This is a genomic window from Pontibacter beigongshangensis (assembly GCF_014332515.1).
Lineage (GTDB): Bacteria > Bacteroidota > Bacteroidia > Cytophagales > Hymenobacteraceae > Pontibacter > Pontibacter beigongshangensis.
In genome coordinates, this window is sequence record NZ_VFSD01000013.1 from 84,505 (window position 1) to 106,100 (window position 21,596).

Annotated in this window: 20 protein-coding genes; 12 read left to right on the forward strand and 8 right to left on the reverse strand. The window is 51.7% G+C overall.

Annotated elements, in window-relative coordinates; translation table 11 throughout:
- Window positions 1–287 precede the first annotated feature (287 nt).
- Window positions 288–1,232 (forward strand): GNAT family N-acetyltransferase, encoded by a 945-nt coding sequence (locus tag FJM74_RS11965; protein WP_317175554.1) that lies wholly within the window; start codon window positions 288–290, stop codon window positions 1,230–1,232.
- Window positions 1,233–1,262: 30 nt separating this feature from the next.
- On the opposite strand, the gene FJM74_RS11970 is transcribed toward FJM74_RS11965, so the two are convergent.
- A complete protein-coding gene (locus tag FJM74_RS11970) occupies window positions 1,263–3,254 on the reverse strand; it encodes a Na+/H+ antiporter NhaC family protein (RefSeq protein ID WP_187262842.1) in 1,992 nt (663 codons plus the stop codon).
- A 45-nt stretch (window positions 3,255–3,299) separates the two neighbouring features.
- On the opposite strand from FJM74_RS11970, the gene FJM74_RS11975 reads away from it, so the two are divergent.
- The gene (locus tag FJM74_RS11975; protein WP_187262843.1) at window positions 3,300–3,455 is read left to right on the forward strand and encodes a hypothetical protein; all 156 of its coding nucleotides are present in this window, start codon (window positions 3,300–3,302) and stop codon (window positions 3,453–3,455) included.
- A gap of 40 nt (window positions 3,456–3,495) precedes the next feature.
- Here the strand turns inward: FJM74_RS11975 and FJM74_RS11980 are convergent, their stop codons facing one another.
- On the reverse strand, window positions 3,496–4,332 hold the full coding sequence (locus tag FJM74_RS11980) for a DMT family transporter (RefSeq protein ID WP_449426610.1): 837 nt from the start codon (window positions 4,330–4,332) through the stop codon (window positions 3,496–3,498).
- 497 nt (window positions 4,333–4,829) lie between these two features.
- Complete coding sequence (dusB, locus tag FJM74_RS11985; RefSeq protein ID WP_187262844.1) at window positions 4,830–5,816, reverse strand: tRNA dihydrouridine synthase DusB; 987 nt, start codon at window positions 5,814–5,816, stop codon at window positions 4,830–4,832.
- A gap of 53 nt (window positions 5,817–5,869) precedes the next feature.
- On the opposite strand from dusB, the gene FJM74_RS11990 reads away from it, so the two are divergent.
- From FJM74_RS11990 to FJM74_RS12005, 4 genes are all read left to right on the forward strand, one after another.
- Window positions 5,870–6,862, forward strand: a complete 993-nt coding sequence (locus FJM74_RS11990) for a CPBP family intramembrane glutamic endopeptidase (RefSeq protein ID WP_187262845.1) — start codon at window positions 5,870–5,872, stop codon at window positions 6,860–6,862.
- Between the two features lie 383 nt (window positions 6,863–7,245).
- Complete coding sequence (locus FJM74_RS11995) at window positions 7,246–8,073, forward strand: phosphatidate cytidylyltransferase (RefSeq protein ID WP_194349992.1); 828 nt, start codon at window positions 7,246–7,248, stop codon at window positions 8,071–8,073.
- A 153-nt stretch (window positions 8,074–8,226) separates the two neighbouring features.
- On the forward strand, window positions 8,227–8,910 hold the full coding sequence (locus tag FJM74_RS12000) for a phosphatidylserine decarboxylase family protein (RefSeq protein WP_187262846.1): 684 nt from the start codon (window positions 8,227–8,229) through the stop codon (window positions 8,908–8,910).
- 367 nt (window positions 8,911–9,277) lie between these two features.
- On the forward strand, window positions 9,278–9,532 hold the full coding sequence (locus tag FJM74_RS12005; RefSeq protein ID WP_187262847.1) for an Imm63 family immunity protein: 255 nt from the start codon (window positions 9,278–9,280) through the stop codon (window positions 9,530–9,532).
- 211 nt (window positions 9,533–9,743) lie between these two features.
- Here FJM74_RS12005 and FJM74_RS12010 read toward each other — a convergent pair whose 3' ends face one another.
- The 3 genes from FJM74_RS12010 to ribD all read right to left on the reverse strand — a co-directional run bounded on the left by FJM74_RS12010 (window position 9,744) and on the right by ribD (window position 12,128).
- Window positions 9,744–10,172 (reverse strand): hypothetical protein, encoded by a 429-nt coding sequence (locus FJM74_RS12010; protein ID WP_187262848.1) that lies wholly within the window; start codon window positions 10,170–10,172, stop codon window positions 9,744–9,746.
- A gap of 220 nt (window positions 10,173–10,392) precedes the next feature.
- Complete coding sequence (locus FJM74_RS12015) at window positions 10,393–10,875, reverse strand: GAF domain-containing protein (protein WP_187262849.1); 483 nt, start codon at window positions 10,873–10,875, stop codon at window positions 10,393–10,395.
- Between the two features lie 209 nt (window positions 10,876–11,084).
- On the reverse strand, window positions 11,085–12,128 hold the full coding sequence (gene ribD / locus FJM74_RS12020; protein WP_187262850.1) for a bifunctional diaminohydroxyphosphoribosylaminopyrimidine deaminase/5-amino-6-(5-phosphoribosylamino)uracil reductase RibD: 1,044 nt from the start codon (window positions 12,126–12,128) through the stop codon (window positions 11,085–11,087).
- A 164-nt stretch (window positions 12,129–12,292) separates the two neighbouring features.
- Between ribD and prmC the strand changes: the two genes are divergently transcribed.
- The 5 genes from prmC (at window position 12,293) to rfbA (ending at window position 17,584) form a co-directional block, all read left to right on the forward strand.
- The gene (gene prmC, locus FJM74_RS12025; RefSeq protein WP_187262851.1) at window positions 12,293–13,156 is read left to right on the forward strand and encodes a peptide chain release factor N(5)-glutamine methyltransferase; all 864 of its coding nucleotides are present in this window, start codon (window positions 12,293–12,295) and stop codon (window positions 13,154–13,156) included.
- Between the two features lie 413 nt (window positions 13,157–13,569).
- Complete coding sequence (gene galE, locus FJM74_RS12030) at window positions 13,570–14,592, forward strand: UDP-glucose 4-epimerase GalE (protein WP_187262852.1); 1,023 nt, start codon at window positions 13,570–13,572, stop codon at window positions 14,590–14,592.
- A 26-nt stretch (window positions 14,593–14,618) separates the two neighbouring features.
- A complete protein-coding gene (gene rfbB / locus FJM74_RS12035; protein ID WP_187262853.1) occupies window positions 14,619–15,668 on the forward strand; it encodes a dTDP-glucose 4,6-dehydratase in 1,050 nt (349 codons plus the stop codon).
- 13 nt (window positions 15,669–15,681) lie between these two features.
- Window positions 15,682–16,689 (forward strand): SDR family oxidoreductase, encoded by a 1,008-nt coding sequence (locus tag FJM74_RS12040; RefSeq protein WP_187262854.1) that lies wholly within the window; start codon window positions 15,682–15,684, stop codon window positions 16,687–16,689.
- Between the two features lie 34 nt (window positions 16,690–16,723).
- Window positions 16,724–17,584, forward strand: coding sequence for a glucose-1-phosphate thymidylyltransferase RfbA (gene rfbA / locus FJM74_RS12045; RefSeq protein WP_187262855.1), 861 nt, complete (start codon window positions 16,724–16,726; stop codon window positions 17,582–17,584).
- A 537-nt stretch (window positions 17,585–18,121) separates the two neighbouring features.
- Here rfbA and chrA read toward each other — a convergent pair.
- Window positions 18,122–19,294, reverse strand: a complete 1,173-nt coding sequence (gene chrA / locus FJM74_RS12050) for a chromate efflux transporter (protein WP_187262915.1) — start codon at window positions 19,292–19,294, stop codon at window positions 18,122–18,124.
- Between the two features lie 67 nt (window positions 19,295–19,361).
- The gene (locus tag FJM74_RS12055) at window positions 19,362–20,345 is read right to left on the reverse strand and encodes an isopenicillin N synthase family dioxygenase (protein ID WP_187262856.1); all 984 of its coding nucleotides are present in this window, start codon (window positions 20,343–20,345) and stop codon (window positions 19,362–19,364) included.
- 104 nt (window positions 20,346–20,449) lie between these two features.
- On the opposite strand from FJM74_RS12055, the gene FJM74_RS12060 reads away from it, so the two are divergent.
- On the forward strand, window positions 20,450–21,298 hold the full coding sequence (locus FJM74_RS12060; protein ID WP_187262857.1) for a hypothetical protein: 849 nt from the start codon (window positions 20,450–20,452) through the stop codon (window positions 21,296–21,298).
- The last annotated feature ends 298 nt before the right edge of the window (window positions 21,299–21,596 follow it).

A 21,596-nucleotide genomic window follows, 5' to 3' on the forward strand; every position in this document is an offset into this window, starting at 1 on the left:
GGTTAAAGGTAGAAAGTTGAATTGGAGAGAATAGTACCGACCTCGCAGCGTGCGCAGTTCCTGTGAGCGTCTTCGGGAAGCAGTAAGGGGAGAGGTAAAACTTACTTGCCATTAAACAGCAACACCAACAGCGGCAAAATGCTCTGGAGGCTCCTTTTCATTAGAATAATTTACTCTTCCAGATTATCCTGCTTATCCTAAAATCCTGTAAATTCTTGGGGCAGGGGCCCTATTGAAAGATTCAGACAAAAATTCTAACATCTATAATCTAATATCTAATAAGAAGCGTGGCAGCAGCAATAGCGATAGAAAGATACACCCCGGCGCATAAACCCGCCTGGGATGCCTTTGTGGCAGCTTCTAAAAATGGCACCTTTCTGTTGCAACGCAGCTACATGGACTATCACTCCGATCGGTTCAAGGATCATTCGCTGCTGTTCTTCCGGAAGGGAAAGCTGGTTGCCCTGCTTCCTGCAAATGAGGCAGGCGATGTCATTCAGTCTCATGGCGGGTTAACGTATGGGGGCGTCATTAGCGGCAGCAGCATGAAAGTGGCGCTGATGCTGGAGGTGTTTGAGACCATGCGCTCTTATTTCAGGGCCAGAGGCCTCAGCACATTAACGTATAAGGCTATTCCGCACATTTACCATCGGCTCCCAGCCGAGGAGGATCTGTATGCGTTGTTCCGGCAGCAGGCGGTGCTTTGCCGGCGCGATGTAAGCTCAGCTATTGACCTGCAGCAGCGCCTGCCTTACGCAGAGCTCCGCCAACGAAAACTGAAGCAGGCAGCCAAATCAGATATTGTAGTTGCTCCCTCAGATGATTTCGAAACCTTTATGCAGATAGAAGAGCAACTGCTGGAAAGCAAGTACAATACCAGGCCTGTGCACACAGCCGCTGAGCTCCGCAGGCTGGCTTTGCTTTTCCCCGAGAATATCCGGCTTCATGCTGCTGCTTGCCAGGGAGCAATGGTGGCCGGTGTAATCATCTACGAAACTGAGCAGGTGGCGCATTGCCAGTACATCGCCACCACGGCAGAAGGCCGGGTCCTGAATGCGCTTGATGCGCTGGTGCATGAGCTGCTCACGCATGTTTATCCGCACAAAAAGTACTTCAACTTTGGTATCTCTACGGAGCAGCAGGGGCAGTACCTAAACCAGGGGCTTATCAGTAACAAAGAAAGCTACGGTGCCCGGGCCGTGGTTCAGGACTTTTATGAGCTCACAATGTAATTCACTGCAGCAGCCACTCTGCCTGCTCGGTTAGAATAGCGTCCCTTGCCGGAAAGCTGGCGCAGCCTTCACCTTTGTGCCCAGGTACCGAATTATCAGCCAGAGAACAGCGGTTCCGATCAGGTAAACCAGAAACCAATGCACGCCCCAGCTGGAGAGATTGGTGCAGATCAGGTTGGCCACCAAAGCCACGGTTATGGCATAAGGCAACTGCGTTTTTACATGGTCTATGTGGTTACAGCCGGAGGCGAGGGAGCTCAGGATGGTGGTGTCGGAGATAGGGGAGCAGTGATCGCCAAAAACAGAGCCGGCCAGCACCACCGAGATGACATTGTAGATGATCGGCATCGTTTCTTCCTGCGACATGCCCAGCTGCTGGCACACATACCAGGCAGCCGGCAGCATGAGCGGGTACAGAATAGCCATGGTGCCCCAGCTGGAACCGGTAGAAAAAGCGATAATGGCCGCCAGAAAAAACGTGATCTCCGGCAGGAACCGAGGCGATACATTGCCCGAGAAAAGAGAAGTGAGGTACTCGGCAGTGTAAAGCTCTTTCGTAACCGATGCCAGCGACCAGGCCAGCACCAGAATCAGGATAGCCGGCAGCATAGACTTAAAGCCAGTTACCAGCGACTCCATGGTTTCGTACAGGCTCATAATGCGCTGGCTGATCGTGAGGATCACCGCCACCAGCACCCCCGACAGCGAAGCCCAGATCAGGGCAACATAAGAGTTGGAGTCGCCGATAGTAACCGAAAGCTTGCGGAAGAAGCCAAGCGAGGTGTCGGTCCAGACGGACTGGCTGTAGCCTGTGTAAAGCAAGCCTGCAACGGTGCCAAAAATAACAATCAGCACCGGCAGCAGTGCATTTATGGCTCTGCTTCGGCTCGGATCTACAGGCGCAAACTCTGCCATTTCCTGCTGCTGCTTCCCCTCTGATTTCTCATTGATGCGCACGGCACTCACAGCACCCGTGGTGCGGGCTCTTGTTTCCGCTTTGTGCATCAGGCCAAAGTCTCGGTTCATCAGGATCAGCATCAGCATAAATACCAGCGTAAGCACTGGGTAATAGGCATACTGCAGTGAGTTGAAGAACAGAGAGTAAGCCCCTTCTTCAATTCCGAGGCTACTGGCGGCGTCTTTTATGTAGCCCAGTTCAGCCCCTACCCAGGTGGTAACAAAGGCAATAGAGGCCACAGGAGCCGCCGTGCTGTCAACAATATAAGCCAGCTTTTCGCGGGAGACCAGGTGCTTATCCGTTACGGGGCGCATAGTGTTGCCAACAATCAGGGTATTGGCGTAATCATCAAAAAAGATGGCCACTCCCAAACCCCAGGTTACTACCTGAGAGCTTTTGGCAGACCTGGCATAACCAGAGAGCAGGTTTACCACACCGGCCATGCCACCATTTTTTGAAATAATGGCCACCATGCCGCCTATCAGCATCGAAAACAGGATAACCGATACATGATCGGAATCGGTAAGGGCTCTTACCAGGTAGGTGTCGGCCACAGCGAACAGGCCGGTAAACAAAGACTTAAAGGAAAGACCATAAATTACAAAACTTCCTACCCAGATACCGGCAAAGAGCGCCAGCAATACCTCCTTGAAGATAAGGGCCAGCAAAATGGCCAGGAGCGGGGGCAGAATAGAAATCCACATCGGAAACTCCCGCACACCCCGCTCAGTGTCGGCATTGGGCTGGTAGAGCCGGGCAATGGTGCGCGTATCCAAGTGGGCAGTAACCTGAATCAGGCTGGCAGGTGCCGGCAGCGAAAGTATTGCCTCCCCCTCGGTAAAGCTTGTTTCCTGCCGTTCTCCGTTGATGCGCAGCGGCAGGGGGCCGTTGTATTTTACAAGATTTCCGGTTTCGGTAGTAGCGCGCAGCGTAAAGGCTGTGTCGTTTACGGCCTGCAACTTAAACTCAGCAATGTCAGCTTTTTTGTTTTCTTCCTGCGAAAAAGCCTGAGCAGTAGTCAGGAGGATGAACAAATAGCTTAGTACTGTCCGGAATAGCGTCATGCAACAGGATGAGTAAGTTTTTAACTCCTCAAATAAGTAAATAATATGCGTAAACGAAAATATAGAACTGGCAAATGGCTCGTTTTCGATAAAACAGAAATGGAGGCTGGTTGTGCCAGCCATGCCATTGTGAGGGAGGTGAGCAACCTTGTCAGACAAAACGAAGCACAAGCGCTGCGCTTCTGTCAATTATTCAAATAAAAAAGGCCCTCCGGAGGCGCTGCTGCTCCCGCGCTGGGTTTTACTTCGCCCTGTTCACGATAAAAACGCCTGCCAGAATAACGACCATGCCCAGGTAATGCCAAGCCTGAATGGTCTCGCCATCGAGCACGCCCCACATGAGGGCCACGATCGGGATCAGGTAGTTGATGGTGCTGGCAAAGAGCGGTGTGGAGATGTGGATGAGCTTGTTGAGCAGGATCAGGCCGATGGCCGTGCTGAAAACAGCCAGCAGGGCAATATACAGCAGAGCTTCCCAGGCTCCTTCTGTAACCTGCAGTTTATGAAAGGCATCTGTGGTGCTCAGGTAGACGGCTGCCAAAGGCCCTACCGTCAGCAAGGCCATGCTCGACATAACCACGGGGTGTATGCCCTGCAGCCTGAACTTGATGATGTTGGCGCTGCCGCCATAACAGACAGTGGCAACTACGATAAACAACCCGTAAAAAGCATTGCTCAGGTCGGCGCTGCCATTGCCCGAGAAGATCAGGACTGCCGTGCCTGCTATGCCTACCACTATGCCCACCACTCGCAGCCAGGTAATGCGCTGCTGGAAAAAGGCAGCCCCGATCAGCAGCGTAAACAGGGCAGTGAGCGAGTTGAGCACGCCAGCCAGTCCGCTTGCCAGTTCGGTTTCGGCATAAGCAAACAGGAAAGCAGGAAACAGGTTACCCAGCAGGCCGCTCAGCAACAGAAATTTCCAGCGGTCGGGAGCGATTTTGCGCAGGTTGGCCAGGGCAAAGGGCAGCAAGGCAAGGCAGGCGATGACGATACGTAAGGCTCCAAGTTCGCCGGCAGCAAACACGACGAGCCCTTTCTTGATCAGAATAAAAGAAGAACCCCAGATAAACGTGAGCACAACAATCAGCAGCCAGACGAGTAGCGGTACCGACGTTTTGGCCTGTGCGGAAGGAGTGGTTGTTTTGATGGTGTTTGGTTGGTTGTTGGTTGCCGATTGTTATTGATAAATGTAGAAGTCGTGTCGTTCTCTCAGACCAATAATTCACTAATCAGATTATTTGAATGAAAATGCCCTTCCGGAGGTTACTGAACCTGCTGCTCAAAGGTATCAGCTGCCGCTGGTGCGAGCTTGTAGCTCTTACCTACACTGTCCAGGCATTTCACGCTGATCTTAAAACAGCAAAAAGTTCTACTATAAAAAAGCTGATCTTGCCCATGCTAAAATTGGTGGAATGAACGTACGAGCTGCAAGCTCGCACTAGCAATCAGTACTGAAGAAAAAGTCTAACATCTATTATCTACCTCTAATACCTGTTAAGCAGCAGCAGAACCCTCCGGAAGGCCCTTTTCATTAGAATAATTCAGAGCAGATCTCTTCCCATTCCTGCGGCACCGCTACTCCGCATAACTCATGGTCTGGGCAATTTCTTCCAGCGTTTCGTAGATCTCGTTTATGTCTTCGGACTGCACCAGGCGCATGCGCAGCGGCTTAAAGTGCGAAAGCCCCCTGAAGTAATTGGTGTAGTGGCGGCGCATCTCAAAAATGCCCAATTTTTCGCCTTTCCACTCCAGCGAGTGCGTGAAGTGCTGGCGGCAAACGGCCACACGCTCCTCCAGCGTCGGGCCAGGCAGGTGCTCGCCGGTAGCCATATAATGCTTTACCTCGTTAAAGATCCAGGGGTATCCAATGGAGGCGCGGCCGATCATGATGCCGTCCACGCCGTAGCGGTTGCGGTACTCCAGCGCTTTCTCAGGCGTGTCGATGTCGCCGTTGCCGAAGATCGGGATCTTCATGCGCGGGTTGTTCCTTACCTCGGCTATCAGGCTCCAGTCAGCTTCGCCTTTGTACATCTGCACGCGGGTGCGACCGTGTATGCTCAGCGCCTGTATGCCGATGTCCTGCAGGCGCTCGGCCGTTTCTACAATGTTTTTGGTGTTATCGTCCCAGCCGAGGCGGGTCTTTACCGTTACGGGCAGGTGCGTGGCTTTCACAATTTCGGAAGTCATCTGCACCATTTTCGGGATGTCGCGGAGCAAGGCGGCACCAGCGCCTTTGCAGGCCACGTTTTTTACGGGGCAACCGTAGTTTATGTCGATCAGGTCGGGGCCGGCCTGTGTCGATACAATGGCGGCTTCGCGCATGGAGTCTATCTCGGAGCCGAATATCTGGATGCCGATCGGGCGCTCGTAGTCGAAGATGTCGAGCTTCTGCAGACTCTTGGCCGCATCCCGGATCAAACCCTCTGACGAGATAAATTCCGTATACATCAGATCGGCGCCATTGGCTTTGCATACTTTCCGGAACGGCGGATCGCTTACATCCTCCATCGGTGCCAGCAGCAGCGGAAACTCGCCAAGTTCTATGTTCGCTATCTTTACCAAAGCTTAATTTATTTTTTAACGTAAATTTACGTCAATTAAACCTAAACTTCTCTATGAAAGGTTTCATCCCGAAAGAAACAAATCCGTTTTTGGTCTTGCTGCTGCTGGTTGCCTTTGTGATAGGTGGGGCTTTTGTGGCCACGTTCTTATATGCCGTGTTTGGCGACATGCTGTTTGGTGTTGGTATGTTTGAGCTGGAGTCTGCCCTTAAAAACCCGACAGAATACCCGCAGGGCCGCAATGCTATTATGTTTTACCAGGGCGTGGTGTCGATGTGTATGTTTGTGCTGGCGCCGCTGGTGCTTATACAGTCGCTGGGCTACGACCTGGGCCGCTACCTGAACTGGAAGGGCCGCCCCATGCTGGGCCTGGTGCTGCTGAGCGGCCTGCTGATTATCGTGGTCATGCCTGCCAACTCGCTTATTATCTACTGGAACGCCAACATGTCGCTGCCTGAGTTTATGAAAGGGTTTGAGGTATGGGCGCGGGAAAAGGAGGAGCATGCGGCGGAGCTCACGAAGCTGTTCGCCAGGTTTACAACCATTCCGCAATTGCTGGTGGGCTTGCTGGTAATTGCCGTTATTCCGGCCATAGGCGAGGAGCTGTTGTTCCGGGGTGTGGTGCAGAAGCAGATTCACCGCTGGGCCGGCAACGGGCATGTAGGCATCTGGGTAGCCGCTATTGCCTTTAGTGCCATACACGTGCAGTTCTTTGGGTTTGTGCCCCGTATGATTCTGGGTGCCTTGTTTGGGTACCTGTACTGGTGGTCGGGCAGAATCAGCGTGCCCATTGTGGCGCACTTCGTGAACAATGGGTTTACGGTGCTCTTGCTGTACCTGTACCAGACGGGCAGGATAGAGGCCGATATAGAATCGTCGGAGCCGATGCCGTTTTACAGTGTGGCCATGTCGGTGGTGCTGAGCGCTGCCTTGCTTTACTACCTGTACAGCGAGTTCATGAAGCAGCCCTTGCTGCAGCAGCGCACTCCCGAAACAACATTGGCCGACGACCCGGTAGATCCGGCCGGGAGAAACAACGAAGCGTAGTACTTCATCAAATCAAAAATCAGAGCCTACTAATATTGATGACAGGTTGAGGCCATTTTCTCTGCTGCCACACTCTCGCTGCCTCTTCAGGTTCTGGTGAAGAACAGCAGCAGCAGCAGCAGCAGCAGCAGAACCTCCGGAGGGGCATTTTCATTAGAATAATTGCTTCCGGCCAATACTTGTGATCTCATGCCCAGTTCTGCACCGAACCCGGGTCTGTTACCGGAGCTGCATACCCTGGCTACAATCGCATCTCTGATTTTGGGTTTGGTGCAGCACTGGGTTTTGTCCGAAAATAATTGCTGACAACGCCTGCCTTTTTTGGCTTTGTCTATTTAAATCCTATTTTTGCTACAGTCGCACTCCGATCCATACACAACTACATGAGTCAGAAATTATCTTCCCTTAACAATCTGCAGCAACGTATTATCGTAGGGGTGCTGGGCGCCACACTATTTATCGGAGGCATTCTGTATAGCGAGTGGACTTATTTTGTGCTTTTTCTGGGGCTCACGCTGCTGGGAATTGTCGAGTTTTACCGCTTGGTAGGGGCACAGGGAATAAAGCCGCACCGGGGCGTAGGCCTCACGCTGGGCTTACTGATCTATACAAGCGTTTTTATGGTGGAGCGCGAGTTTGTGGCCCCCGAAATACTCTACCTGCTGCCGCCTGTGCTGTTTATGGTGCTGGTGCTGGAACTGTACCGCAAGCATCCGCAGCCATTCGCCAACATTGCCTTTACCATGCTGGGTGCCTTGTATATTGGGGTTCCGTTTGGCTTGCTGCACCTGCTGGGCTACCTGCAGGGCGAGTACAGCTGGCAACCGATTATGGGCGTGCTGCTGCTGATCTGGGCTTCTGACACAGGGGCATATGTGTTCGGGAAGAGCTTTGGCAAGCACAAGCTGCTGCCGCGGGTATCGCCGGGCAAAACCTGGGAAGGCTGGGCAGGCGGCGTGCTCACGGCTGTGGTGGTGGCCTATGTGCTGTCGTTGTTTTTCGTGGATCTGGAGCTGTACCAATGGATAGGTGTGGCTGTTATCGTTTCGATATTCGGGGTGCTGGGCGACCTGGTGGAGTCGATGCTGAAGCGGAGCCTGGGCGTGAAAGACTCCGGCACCTTGCTGCCGGGCCACGGCGGAATCTTAGACCGTTTCGATAGCCTGTTGCTGGCCATTCCGTTTATAGTGGCTTTTCTTAAAATTTTCTAGTAAGAAGACTGCATAGAGAGAATATGCCCCTTGCTAATAATTTATTGCCAAATAAGGTAAAGTTTGCCTAATTTTAACCCCGATATTGGTTTACCCTGACTATAGGAGAAATCTCACAGGCGCTCAACATGCCTGCGTCTAATTTAAACACGGATGAAAATTCATAAGGAAGGAAGAAGAATACTTTTTTTTACGTTGCTGACCTTGTTGGTAATTAACCTGTTGCTCTACAACTACAATGCGGCCAACATGACGTTTAACAGAATTTTCTCCGGCGTTTCGGTAGTTGTCTTCCTGCTGATCCTGCAGTTTTTTCGCAGTCCCTACCGCAACCTGCTCCTGCACGAAGACCTGATCGTGGCTCCTGCCGATGGTAAGGTGGTGGTGATAGAGGAGATAGAGGAGCCGGAATATTTTAAGGGGAAGCGCAAGCAGATCTCCATCTTTATGTCGCCGATAAACGTGCACGTTACCCGCAACCCGGTTTCCGGCATCGTGAAGTACTTTAAGTACCACCCTGGCAACTACTTTGTGGCCTGGCACCCCAAGTCGAGCACGCAGAATGAGCGCACCACAGTGGTGGTGGAGTCTACGGCCGGCCCGGAAGTGCTGTTCCGCCAGATTGCCGGTGCCATGGCGCGTCGCATTGTGTGGTATGTAAAGGAGGGCGACGAGGTAAGCCAGGGCGAAGAGTTTGGCTTCATCAAGTTCGGCTCCCGTGTGGACGTGTTCCTGCCCCTCGACACCGAGATAAAGGTAGAACTCGGCCAGAAGACCAAAGGCGGCGAAACCGTAATTGCCCAGCTCAAGACAGAAACGCCTTCGCTGTTTTCGTAAGGTATACTAAACCTGCATGCATATAAACAGGGGCTGCTCCGGATTTTCGGGGCAGCCCCTGCTGCTTGTAGAGGTTTGTGCTTTTGTTAGGAGCAGGTGCATCAGCAGCAAAGCTTTTGCCGGAAGGGTGTTTTTCATTAGAATAATTTTGGCAGTATGCCCAAAATGCTGCTAGCTGTAAAATGTTTGCTGGTGCTATAGCTGCGATGTTTATAAAATTGTATCTTGGCTTAGGAGTATTCAGCATTGCTATGATGTCCTTAATAGTTAGATCTGAAAGATATATTAGGTGAGCGATGGAAGTTCCCCAGATATAGTGCAGATAAACCCAATATTCGGTTTATATTTTAATTGGCGTGGATTTGAAATGAAAAAACTTAAAGAAATAGTTGAATCCCTTGCAAGGAAAATTAACGCTCCTGATTATGTTTTGCCGACATACATCAAATCAGAAGGCTTTGCCCGACCACACATAGAGAAACACGGAAGTGAATATCATTGGGTAGTAGTTGAAAGGGGGCAAGAATTTGAAAGAAGAAAAACTACAGACTTGAAAGAACTTCTTTTTTGGATATTTGACTCTGTAACTTTTGCAATGGCGACAAAAAAAAGTCGAAAATAGAATAGATAATGAGGATTTCAGAATTCAGTTATTTAAAATTCAGGAAGAATTAATAAGAGAAATCGATTCTGACTACGAACAAAGATTAAAAGAGAAGCACTCCAAGCTTCTAAGAATGAATAAATAAAACAGCACGCCAACAAAGTTTAGCAGTACGGCTTGCTGACGCAGCGCCATTCTGCTACACAAGCACGTTACCAATCCACAACTTCTACCTCAAATCCTCAGCTGTAAACACTTTTTCCAGCACCCTTTTCCCCTGTTCCAGCTGCCTGTCGGTATAGATCTGAATGCGGCAGGTGTCGAGGTTCTGGTTGCTGAGGCTCTCTATAAACCGGATAGATTCGTCGGAGTAGGCGTCCATGCTGTAGCGGAACTTGGTTCCCGTAAAACAGTTATCACCGCTCTCTGCAGGAGAGTCCAAAACGCCATCTGTGGTGTAGCGTAAGCTGTCTTTGGTAATAAACTGAATAGAATAAAAGTACTGCTGCTCCGGCAGCAGCGCTTTGTCGAGGCAAATGCGGAAGCTGCGCCCCTCGGTTACCTCCACATGCTCCACATTAAAAGGCTTTTTGGAGCAGGACACAGTCGCGAAAGCTGCAAAGGCACACAGTATTAAAATAAGAGTATGCTTGTTCATACAGGTTAGTCTGGAAAAATGCATGTGTGTAAGTTAGCCAGGTAGGCTGTAAATTATTTGAATGAAAATTCCCTTTCGGAATATGCTAGTGGCGGCCGGATCAGTTCCTTAAGCCATGGTGCAGCCAATCTGAAGTAGAAATAAAGAAGTCTGCTTATCCATGAGCTGTAAGGCGGAAAGCAACAATTTCTAATATTTGATTTGGCGAGGCACTGAAGCACTAATACCAGCTTGCCACCAGCTTCATAAGCTGCTCCAGGTACTGCTGATCGATCTTGTCGAAATCGTTAAGCTTGTCGCTGTCCACATCGAGCACCAGTTTTACTTCACCGTCTTTCAGGACAGGCACCACGATCTCAGACTTTGAGTCGGAGCTGCAGGCAATGTGCCCTGGAAATGCTTCTACATCTGGAACGAGTATAGTCTGCTGTTGAGTGTAGCAGGCGCCGCAAACGCCTTTGTGATACGGAATGCGCGTACAGGCCACCGACCCCTGGAAAGGCCCCAGCACCAGCTGCCCCTCCTTGTTGAAATACACGCCAACCCAGAAAAAGCCCATCGCCTGCTTCAGGGCAGCCACCAGGTTCGAAATGTTGGCGATCAGGTCTGTCTCGCCTGCCACCAATGCTTCTATCTGCGGCAACAGGCTCTTGTACTTCTCCTCCTTGCTAAGTGCTGCGTCTATTGTAAGTGATTCGGCCATTTTTATAATTGTGAGTTCGGTTTTAGTGAATGCTTTTTAACTAAGAATTTAGATTGTGTGATGGAGTGAATGGAGACAATTTTAGTTGAATCGGAGATAACAGTTTCGCTATTATTAGCGTCCCGATAGAAGTAATTAGGTTGATTGGTTACCAAAATCTGGTCCAGATTCCTATAATCAACAGCTCACCATCATATTCACTCATTCACTCATTCAAAATTATTAAAGTGAAACAACAAATCTGAGCCAAAAGTCTGCATCTCCTTTAGCCTTCCGGTAGCCATGGCTGGCGCTTTTATGCCGGCTCCCAAGGTTTTGTTCGCATTTTTGAAGATGAAGGCCTCATCCCAGAGGCCGGCCTGCAGCAGGCTCTCCAGCAGGTAGGTGCCGCCTTCTACCAGCACAGACAAAACGTTGCGTTGGTACAAGTCATGGAAAAGCTGCGGCAGCAGGTCCTGCTGCTCGTCAAGTTGCACAAAGCTGAGGTTCTCCTGCATCTGCTCTTGCTTCAGGTAATTATACACCAGCGTCGGCTGGCTCCCGTCGAACAGGTGGAGGTGTGGGGGCAGTTGCAGCTGCCTGTCTATAACGATGCGCAGCGGTTTGCGGCCCGGCCAGTGGCGCGCGTCGAGGTGCGGGTTGTCGTGAAGGGCGGTGCGGGTGCCGACCATAATCGCCTGCTCCTCGGTGCGCCACTTGTGCACCAGCCGCCGCGCCAGCCTGCCGCTGATCTGTACCCGCTCACAGCCCGGCCCGGCAATAAAGCCATCGGCGGTTTCGGCCCACTTTAAAATAATGTAAGGCCGCTTCAGGTTCTGAAATGTAAAGAAGCGCTTGTTCAGCTTCAGCCCTTCGGCCTCCAGCAGGCCGGTTTGAACCTGTATGCCCGCCTCCTGCAGCCTTTTTATGCCACGGCCTGCTACCAGGGGGTTCGGGTCGGTGTTGCAGATAACCACATCGCGCACGCCACTGCTGATGAGCAGGTCGGCGCAGGGTGGGGTCTTGCCGAAGTGGGAGCATGGTTCCAGCGTTACGTACACCCGGCTCCCGGGCAGCAAACTTTTGTCGGGCACTGCCTGCACCGCATGCACCTCGGCATGCGGACCACCATACTGTTGGTGCCATCCTTCCCCGATAATCGCTCCGTTGTGCACGATCACACAGCCTACCATGGGGTTAGGGCTGGCAGCGCCACGGCCCAAAGCGGCCAGCTCCAGGGCGCGGCGCATGTATAGTTCGTCGGCTGATGTCATGGTTAGTTTGTAACTTTGGCAAAGGTAAGTAATAGGACACAAGTAGCAAGGTAGTTAGCCGGCAAAACGATGTCAGCTTTGAAAGATAATCAAGGTTTACAATCCTGCTGCTTACGTCTGGTTTACAACAATTAACAATAAGCAATCAACAACTAAGAAAGCTTGTGGCAACCATTCAGGACACGATCAGATCTATAAAGGAAACCTTGCAGCAGCTCTACCCGGCTCCGGAGGCGGGGGCTATGGCGCAGCAGGTGGCAGAGCACGTGCTGCAGAAATCGAGGCTGGAACTAAGCCTGGAGCGGCAGCAGGAGGTGGAGGAGCAGAAAGCCGAAATGATTCGAATAATTGTGGAGCGCCTGCTGCAGCAGGAGCCGCTGCAGTATGTGCTGGGCGTGGCGCATTTTTATGACCTGGAGCTGCAGGTAGATCCGCGCGTGCTCATCCCAAGGCCCGAAACCGAAGAACTGGTGCACCTGATCCTGCAAAAGCACAAGGCACAGCAGCACCTGAAGATTCTGGATGTCGGCACCGGCAGCGGCTGCATTCCCATTGCGCTGGCTACCAACCTGCAGGCCGCGCAGGTGTACGGCCTCGATGTTTCGGCCGATGCCCTGGCCGTAGCGCGTGCCAATGCCGATAAATACAAGGCCGACATAACCTGGCTGCACCACGATGTGTTCGAGCCCATGGCAGCCATACCACCGCACACCCTCGACATCCTGATCAGCAACCCACCTTACGTGCTGGAGTCGGAGAAGGAGCTGATGCGGGCGAACGTGCTGGACCACGAGCCGCACCTGGCCCTCTTCGTGCCCGACACCGACGCCCTGAAATACTACAGCAGAATAGCTACGCTGGGGCAGGAACTGCTGAAGCCGGGCAGCAGCCTGTACTTCGAGATCAACGAACGCTATGGCAACGCCACCAAGGAGATGCTGCAGCAGGCAGGGTACAGGCAGGTGCAGGTGCTGCAGGATCTGTTCGGTAAGGAGCGTATGGTGGAAGCTATGCTCGGCCAGAAGTAAGAGAAAACCAGAAGTAAGAGAAAAGTAATTATTCGAATGAAAATGGCCTTCCGGAAGGTTTTGTTGCTACTACCTCATTGGCAGGTTCTACAGTCGTATTTTTTATTGCTACATCATAGACTTCCTCCAGAAAACCGGAACTCGCTTGGCATTAGTATGAATTAACTGAAAACCTTACATTTGCAATAATTATGTTACCAGAAAACCCTCTCGCTGATAGCTTTATCTGTGGTAGCAGGAGAGGTAGCATCGAGGCAAATAGTATGGTATAAGCAGGTCAGCCTAACCAGAAGTAGAAAAATATTCAATGTTTATACAAAAAATACTGTAATTTTGGTGGATTTAAAAGTCTTATACCGAGGTGTATTAAAAGAGCTGGCGTTTTCCAGTCTTTAACTATAAAGCAAGTCAACTTGAAAAAGATTTTAGTAACCGGAGGAGCAGGCTACATTGGCTCCCACACCGTAGTGGAACTCGTGGAGGCAGGCTACGAGCCCGTAATCGTCGATAACTTCTCTAACTCCGAGGAGCGGGCACTGGCTGGCATCGAGGCTATTGTGGGCAAACCGGTGCGTTGCCACCGCATCGATTGTACCGATGCAGCCGCTATGCGCGACGTGTTCCAGAAAGAACCAGGCCTGGCAGGCGTTATCCACTTTGCCGCTTACAAGGCAGTTGGCGAATCAGTAGAAAAGCCGCTGAACTATTACCATAACAACGTGGGCTCGCTGGTGGTGTTGCTGCAGGTGATGGGCGAGTTTAACGTGCAGAAACTGGTGTTCTCCTCCTCGTGCACCGTGTACGGCATTCCGGACAAACTGCCCGTAACGGAGCAGACGCCGGTGCAGAAGGCCAACTCCCCCTACGGCAACACCAAAAAGATCTGCGAAGAAATCCTGACAGACGTGGCCGACAGCGGTACCTCTATCAGCTCTATTGCGCTTCGCTATTTTAACCCGATCGGCGCGCACCCTTCTGCCAAGATTGGTGAGTTGCCTTTGGGGATCCCGAGCAACCTGGTGCCGTTTATTACCCAGACAGCCATCGGCATGCGCGAACAGATCACCATCTTCGGCGATGATTACGATACGCCAGATGGCACCTGCATCCGCGATTACCTGCATGTGGTAGATTTGGCGAAAGCACACGTAATGGCCATAGAAAGGCTGCTGACCAACGCCGGAGAAGCCATAGAGTTCTTTAACGTGGGCACCGGAAACGGCGTAACAGTGCTGGAGGCGGTGCAGGCCTTTGAGCGTGCCACAGGCGTAAAGCTTAATTATAAGATAGGTCCGCGCCGTGCCGGTGATGTGCCCAAGATATTTGCTGATGTAACCAAAGTGCAGCAGGTGCTTGGCTATAAAACCACCAAAACCCTGGAAGAGGCCATGAAAAGCGCCTGGGACTGGCAGGTGTCGCTCCAGGAGTCTAAATAAGTTAAAGTGTAATTTTAAAAGCAGAAATGAAAATATTAATTACCGGAGGTGCCGGCTTTATCGGATCGCATGTGGTAAGGCTGTTTGTTACCAAATACCCTGAATACCAGATCTTCAACCTCGACAACCTTACGTATGCCGGTAACCTGGCAAACCTTTCAGACATTGAAGAAAAAGAAAATTACACCTTCCTGAAAGGAGATATTGTAGACCCCGTTTACCTGGAAGGGATCTTTGAAGAGTATAAGTTCGATTCGGTGATACACCTGGCAGCCGAGTCGCATGTAGACCGTTCTATTTCTGATCCGCTGGCGTTTGTGTATACTAACGTGATTGGCACGGTAAACCTGCTGAACACGGCCCGCAAGCACTGGAAAGACAACCTGTCGGATCACCTGTTCTACCATGTGTCTACCGACGAGGTGTATGGCTCACTAGGAGAGGAGGGCCTGTTCACAGAAGAGACGGCTTACGACCCGCGCTCCCCTTACTCGGCCTCTAAAGCCAGTTCCGACCACTTTGTACGTGCTTATTACCACACCTACGGCCTGCCGGTGAAACTTTCTAACTGCTCCAACAACTACGGCCCGAACCACTTCCCCGAGAAGCTGATTCCGCTGGCCATCTACAATATGCAGAACGAAAAGCCGGTGCCCGTGTATGGCAAAGGTGAAAACGTGCGTGACTGGCTTTACGTGCTGGATCACGCCCGTGCCATCGACGATATTTTTCATAAAGGCAAGGTAGGCGAAACCTATAACATTGGCGGCGTGAACGAGTGGCGCAATATCGACCTGATCGAGCTGCTCTGCGACCAGATGGACGAGAAGCTGGGCCGCCCTGCCGGGCAATCCAGGAAACTGATCACCTTTGTGAAAGACCGTGCCGGCCATGACCTGCGCTACGCCATCGACTCCTCCAAGCTAATGAACGAGCTGGGCTGGGCACCCTCGGTAACCTTTGAGCAAGGCCTCAGCAAAACCGTAGACTGGTACCTGGAAAATACCGAGTGGCTCGATAACGTAACCTCCGGCAACTACAAAGCCTACTACGAGCAGCAATACACAGACCGATAATAGCCTACTTATTTTGTATAGTACTCCCTTTTATACAAAGCCGATCAACCACCTTACTTTCCTGGTAACGGGTGGTGGTGGCTTTATCGGTTCTAACCTGGTGGAGTACCTGCTGCAGCATGGCGCAGGCACCGTGCGTGTGCTGGACAATTTCTCGACAGGCTTCCGGCAAAACCTGGCGCCCTTCGCCGCTAATCCTGCCCTGGAAATGATGGAGGGCGATATCTGCGATCTGGCTACCTGCCTGGCAGCGTGTGAGGGTGTGGATATTGTGCTGCACCAGGCGGCACTGGGCTCTGTGCCCAGAAGCATTCATAATCCGGCCTTGAGTAACGAGGTAAATGTGAACGGGTTTGTGAACATGCTTACTGCCGCTAAAGAGCAGAACGTAAAGCGGGTCGTGTATGCCTCCTCCTCGTCGGTGTATGGCGACAGCCTTGTGCTGCCAAAGGTGGAGGACCAGGTAGGAAATCCGCTTACGCCGTATGCGGTTGCCAAACGTGCCAACGAAATGTATGCCGATGTCTTTGCCAAAACGTATGGCATGGAAATTATCGGGCTTCGCTATTTTAATATATTTGGAACCAGGCAAAATCCGGAAGGCGCGTACGCAGGCGTGATACCCTTGTTTATGGAGGCCCTGCTATGCGGGCGGTCACCAAGAATCAATGGCAATGGGCTGCAGACAAGGGATTTTACGTACGTGGAAAATTGTGTGCAGGCAAATATCAGAGCTGCCATCATAGAAAACCCTGCCGCGTTGAATCAGGTGTACAATATCGCCACCGGCGTGCAGACCACCTTGCTGGAGGTGTACCACACCTTAGCGAAGGTAGCCGGCCTTGAGCTTGAGCCGCAATTTAAGGCCGTCCGAATTGGCGATATAAAAGATAGTCTCGCCGACATCTCCAAGGCCCGCCGGCTGCTGGGGTACCAGCCGCAGGTGAGTCTGCAGGAAGGGCTGCGGCGAACATTTGAGTGGTTCAAAAAACAAAGACAAATTGTGGAGCAGGCGCATTAGCTGGCTCAGAACAGATAACCATTACCGAAAATAAATGAAAGGAATTATTCTTGCCGGAGGCTCTGGCACAAGGCTCCACCCCTTAACGCTGGCTGTAAGTAAGCAGCTGATGCCCGTGTACGACAAGCCAATGATCTATTACCCGCTGTCTACGCTGATGCTGGCCGGCATCCGGGAAATCCTGATCATCTCCACCCCGCATGACACGCCACAGTTTCAGCGCCTGCTCGGTGATGGAACCGATGTAGGCTGCAAATTCAGCTACGCCGTGCAGGAGGTGCCAAACGGCCTGGCCCAGGCTTTTGTGATCGGAGAGGAGTTTATTGGCGACGACAAGGTAGCCCTGGTACTTGGCGACAATATTTTCTACGGCTCAGGCATGAGCAAGCTGCTGCAGCAGAACAGCGATCCCGATGGCGGCGTGGTGTATGCCTACCATGTGCAGGACCCGGAGCGCTACGGGGTAGTAGAGTTCGATGAGAACCTGCAAGCCGTTTCTATCGAGGAGAAGCCCAGAGAGCCTAAATCCAGCTATGCGGTGCCAGGACTTTATTTCTACGACAACGATGTGGTGGAAATGGCCAAAAGCCTGGAACCCAGCGCCCGTGGCGAATACGAGATCACCGACATCAACAAAGAGTACCTGCGCCGTGGCAAGCTCAAAGTGGGCATCCTGGACAGAGGCACCGCCTGGCTCGATACCGGTACCATACAATCGCTGATGCAGGCCGCCACCTTTGTGCAGGTAATAGAGGAGCGGCAAGGCCTTAAGATAGGCTCTATAGAAGAAGTGGCCTACCGGATGGGCTTTATTAATGCCGAACAACTGCGGCGCATTGCTGAACCGCTGCGTAAAAGCGGCTATGGCGACTACCTGCTGAACCTGCTACGCTAGTTTTCTTTTTCTGAAATCAATAAAAAGCCGATTCGCAAGAGTCGGCTTTTTGATTAATATTATGCCTGTGGATATCTGCTCCAGTGTTGGTAAAATCTTATTGGCTTGATCCAAAGGAATGATTATTCTAACTCAAGTTGTGCGGTAGCTATCCCGAGAAATTGTATTGCGGCAGGTAACAACAAAGCAGATAAGGTAGCCCGGTGCACCAATTGAAAACAGACTGTTTGAGCGGTCAGCGAGTTTCTGTTTTCTTGATTTTTTTGGTTCTTTTTGTATCAAGACAAAAAGAACAAAGACACCAGCGGTGACAGCAGCTTTCCGCTGCTGTCACCGCTGTACCAGACACTATGCTAACTCAGACAAAATAGCCATTGCTTTAGGCTCTCGCCCACAAGATCCTTCCTGGATGACAAAAGGGAGGCGGTTGAAATAGTTATTATAAGTATTGGTTAACGCACAACCTGGATAATTCTAATAAAAATAGCCCTCCGGAGCTCTCTGCTGCTCGTGCTGCAGCTGCTCTTGAGCAATTCATTACCCAAACACAAACCCCAGCAACAGCCCCGTCAGGATCAGGATGGGGGGCGGAATTTTGGTGAACATGAGAAGACAGAAGGTGGCTACCACCAACCCGAAATTCAGCATGGTGCTCTCGATCGGGTGATACAGCATGATAGCAGCAGATACCACCATCCCTGAACTCACAGCACTCACGCCCTCCAGAGAGGCCCGCACCACCCTGAATTTCTTCAGGCCATCCCAGAACCGGATTACAAAGAAGATCAGAAACGTGCCTGGCAGAAATATGCCGACCGTGGCTACGAATGAGCCGAGCAGCTGCCCCGGAATACCATAACCCCGCATAGCCAGGCTACCAATGTAGGAGCAGTAGGCGAACACCGGGCCTGGCAAGGCCTGCACAATCGCAAAGCCGGAAAGAAATTCCTCTGCAGTCAGGTATTTCTTAAAATCGACGAACTCGGTGTACATCAGCGGGATCAGCACCTGGCCCCCTCCAAACACCAGGCTGCCGTTCCGGTAGAAGTTCTCGAACAGCCTGATCGGGAGCAGCGAAGTGGCGCCGCCCAGCACCGCTGCCGTTACCAGCACAGCCACATACAGCACAAAGTTAGACCACTGTATCCTGAGTTTCTGCCCCTTCTCCTCCGGGTGCTGCTTAAACCGAAATGCCGTGATAGCGCCGCCGCCGATCAGGAGCAGGGGGTACACCCACGGGGAATTGTAAAAATAGCCCACTATGCCAGAAACCACCATCAGCCCGATAGCCAGCTTCGTGTTTACTACTTTAGAGCTGATCATGTAGCCGGCATAGGCCACAAAACCTACCGCCATGGGCTGAATAAACTTCAGGAAGCTAAGGGAAATGTCGTTTTCCTGCAGGTAAGAGATCGCCAGCCCTGCCAGCGTCATGATGGTGGCTCCGGGGGTAATCCAGACGAGGAGGGTGAGGTAAGCGAGGTTAGGCCCGCCTATTTTAAAGCCCAAGGCCGTAATGGTTTGGGTAGAGGTGGGGCCGGGCAGGATCTGGCAAAGGGCGTTCAGCTCTATCAGCTCCTTTTCGGTGATATACCTCCGCTTGTCTACCAGCATCTTGAACATGAGGGCCATATGCGCTTGTGGCCCCCCAAAAGAAGTAAGGGCAAGTACCAGGACGTCTTTCAGAAAGATATAGTAGCGCAGGCTCATGCTATACAGATCAAAAAATAGCGAGACCGCCATAAGAGGCGATCTCGCTAAACAGCATACAGAATTATCAGACCTTCTTCAGCCCAAGCTCCACCAGGCGCTCATTCAGGTATTCTCCTGCAGTGGCATCGGGGTAGGCTTTAGGGTTACGCCCGTCTATGCAGCTCTCCAGGCAGGTCAGGTCCATTTCGGAGCGCGGGTGCATAAAAAACGGGATCGAGAACCGCGACGTGTGCATGAGCTCGCGCGGCGGGTTCACTACCCGGTGTATGGTAGACTTTAGCTTGTTGTTGGTGAGGCGGGCCAGCATATCGCCCACATTTACCACTACCTGCTCTGGCAGGGCTGTAATGGGTATCCACTTGCCATCGCGGCGGAGCACCTGCAGGCCATCGGCGCTTGCTCCCATGAGCAGGGTTATCAGGTTTATGTCGCCGTGCTCGGCGGCTCTTACCGCGTCAGCGGGCACGCTGTCCGGGTCCTCTATCGGGAAGTAGTGGATGGCGCGCAGAATGCTGTTGCCGTATTGCACCTTGTCATCAAAATAAGTTTCGGGCAGCTCCAGCAGAATGGCGAGGGCTTTGAGCACCTCTTTACCGGCTGCTTCGAGCTTTCGATATGCCTCGAGTGTTACCGCCTCAAATTCTGCTACCTCGGCTGGCCACACGTTGGCCGGGTATTCTGCCTTAACCGGGTCGCTGTCGGGGATGGCGCTGAGTTCCTGACCTACGTGGTAAAACTCCTTCAGGTCGCCGGTGTTAAAGCCTTTGGCCTTTTCCTTGCCTTTGCCCACATAGCCCCGCTGACCGGCTAATCCGGCAATCTCGTACCTTTGCTTTACCTCGTCGGGCAGGGCAAAAAACTTTTGGGTGGCAGCATACAGCTTTTGGGTCAGTTCATCGCTCAGGCCGTGGTTACGTAGAGCGATAAAACCAATGTTCTGATAGGCCTCACCAAGCTGCTGCACAAACTTCGCTCTTCTTCCTTCGTCTCCTGATGTAAAATCGGCCAGGTCTAATGAAGGGACTTCATCAAACAATATCTCGCTCATAAGTTAATTTGCTGTATACTTTTTCCTATTACACACGTAGTTCGCAATATACAAAATTTAAAGTGCTAATTTAGTTTCCACAATCAACCAAACCATAATTATAGATGAAAAATACTTACTTATTCCTGGCTGCTGCCTTGCTTTTAAGCACTACTGCCTGCGATACCACACGTCAGACCCAGGAAAACGAAGCCCAGATGGCCACTGATGTAACCGGAGAAAGATCAGGGCCGACACCCAGCGGTGCTGTGATGTCTAAAGATGGCCTGCGGGTATATGCCTTCAACGATTCTCCTACTTTTCCGGAGTCGCAGCTGCGCCTGAACTCGCCAGCCACTGGCAGCGTGGTAGAGCCGGGTGCGGTTGAATTCTCGTATGACCTGAGCAACTACCAGCTCACCCGCATGACGTCGCACACTAACTCTGAGCATTTAGCTAATTCGGAGCAAGGGCAGCATATCCATAACATCGTAGATAACGAGCCCTATACGGCACACTACGAGACCCAGTTTACCAAAGATATTGAGGAGGGAGATCACGTGGTGCTGTCGTTCCTGTCGCGGTCTTACCACGAGAGCCTGAAGCACAAAGGTGCCTATGACCTCCGAATGATTACGGTAGGGCGGCCTGCGCAGCGCATGGAGTTCGACACCAATGCGCCGCACATGTTCTACAGCCGACCTAAGGGAGAGTACACCGGTGCCGACACGGAGCGTATCATGCTGGATTTTTACCTGGTTAACACCGACCTCTCTACTACCGGCAACAAGGTGCGTGCCACCATAAACGGCAGCACTGTGTTTACGCTCGACAGGTGGCTGCCTTACATTATCGAGGGGCTGCCTATGGGCGAGAATACCATTAAACTGGAGCTGATCGACAATGCCGGCACCGTGCTGCCCGGACCGTTCAACACCGTGACCCGCACATTTACCTTAACCAGCAATTCTTAAGAATATACAGTTTCTAAAGCAGAGACCTCATGCAGCCGTCAAGGCTTGCGTGGGGTCTTTTTTGTTGATTGAGGTGCCTGGAGATTTGAAGATTTAAAGACCGTTAAAATTCTTGCCGTAAAGTTGGCAGAGACAAAGAGTTCCGGGGTTTGAGCTCATTCTCTTCAATTCTTCTAATGAAAATGCCCCTCCGGAGCAAATCCTGTAGGGAAAAACAGGGCTTCTGTTTCCTGAATTTTGCGCTGGTGCGAGCTTGCCGCTCGTACTTTCCTATCACTGCCTTTCCACAAAATTTACA

Coding starts and splice junctions, on each gene's coding strand:
- chrA (WP_187262915.1), bottom strand. CDS start 19,294: ATGAGCCTGCGCTACTATATCTTTCTGAAAGACGTCCTGGTACTTGCC.
- FJM74_RS12005 (WP_187262847.1), top strand. CDS start 9,278: ATGAAAAAACTTAAAGAAATAGTTGAATCCCTTGCAAGGAAAATTAAC.
- FJM74_RS12015 (WP_187262849.1), bottom strand. CDS start 10,875: ATGGCCGAATCACTTACAATAGACGCAGCACTTAGCAAGGAGGAGAAG.
- FJM74_RS12055 (WP_187262856.1), bottom strand. CDS start 20,345: ATGAGCGAGATATTGTTTGATGAAGTCCCTTCATTAGACCTGGCCGAT.
- rfbB (WP_187262853.1), top strand. CDS start 14,619: ATGAAAATATTAATTACCGGAGGTGCCGGCTTTATCGGATCGCATGTG.
- FJM74_RS11975 (WP_187262843.1), top strand. CDS start 3,300: ATGCGTAAACGAAAATATAGAACTGGCAAATGGCTCGTTTTCGATAAA.
- ribD (WP_187262850.1), bottom strand. CDS start 12,128: ATGACATCAGCCGACGAACTATACATGCGCCGCGCCCTGGAGCTGGCC.
- FJM74_RS12010 (WP_187262848.1), bottom strand. CDS start 10,172: ATGAACAAGCATACTCTTATTTTAATACTGTGTGCCTTTGCAGCTTTC.
- FJM74_RS12060 (WP_187262857.1), top strand. CDS start 20,450: ATGAAAAATACTTACTTATTCCTGGCTGCTGCCTTGCTTTTAAGCACT.
- FJM74_RS12000 (WP_187262846.1), top strand. CDS start 8,227: ATGAAAATTCATAAGGAAGGAAGAAGAATACTTTTTTTTACGTTGCTG.
- FJM74_RS11970 (WP_187262842.1), bottom strand. CDS start 3,254: ATGACGCTATTCCGGACAGTACTAAGCTATTTGTTCATCCTCCTGACT.
- FJM74_RS11990 (WP_187262845.1), top strand. CDS start 5,870: ATGAAAGGTTTCATCCCGAAAGAAACAAATCCGTTTTTGGTCTTGCTG.
- FJM74_RS11995 (WP_194349992.1), top strand. CDS start 7,246: ATGAGTCAGAAATTATCTTCCCTTAACAATCTGCAGCAACGTATTATC.
- rfbA (WP_187262855.1), top strand. CDS start 16,724: ATGAAAGGAATTATTCTTGCCGGAGGCTCTGGCACAAGGCTCCACCCC.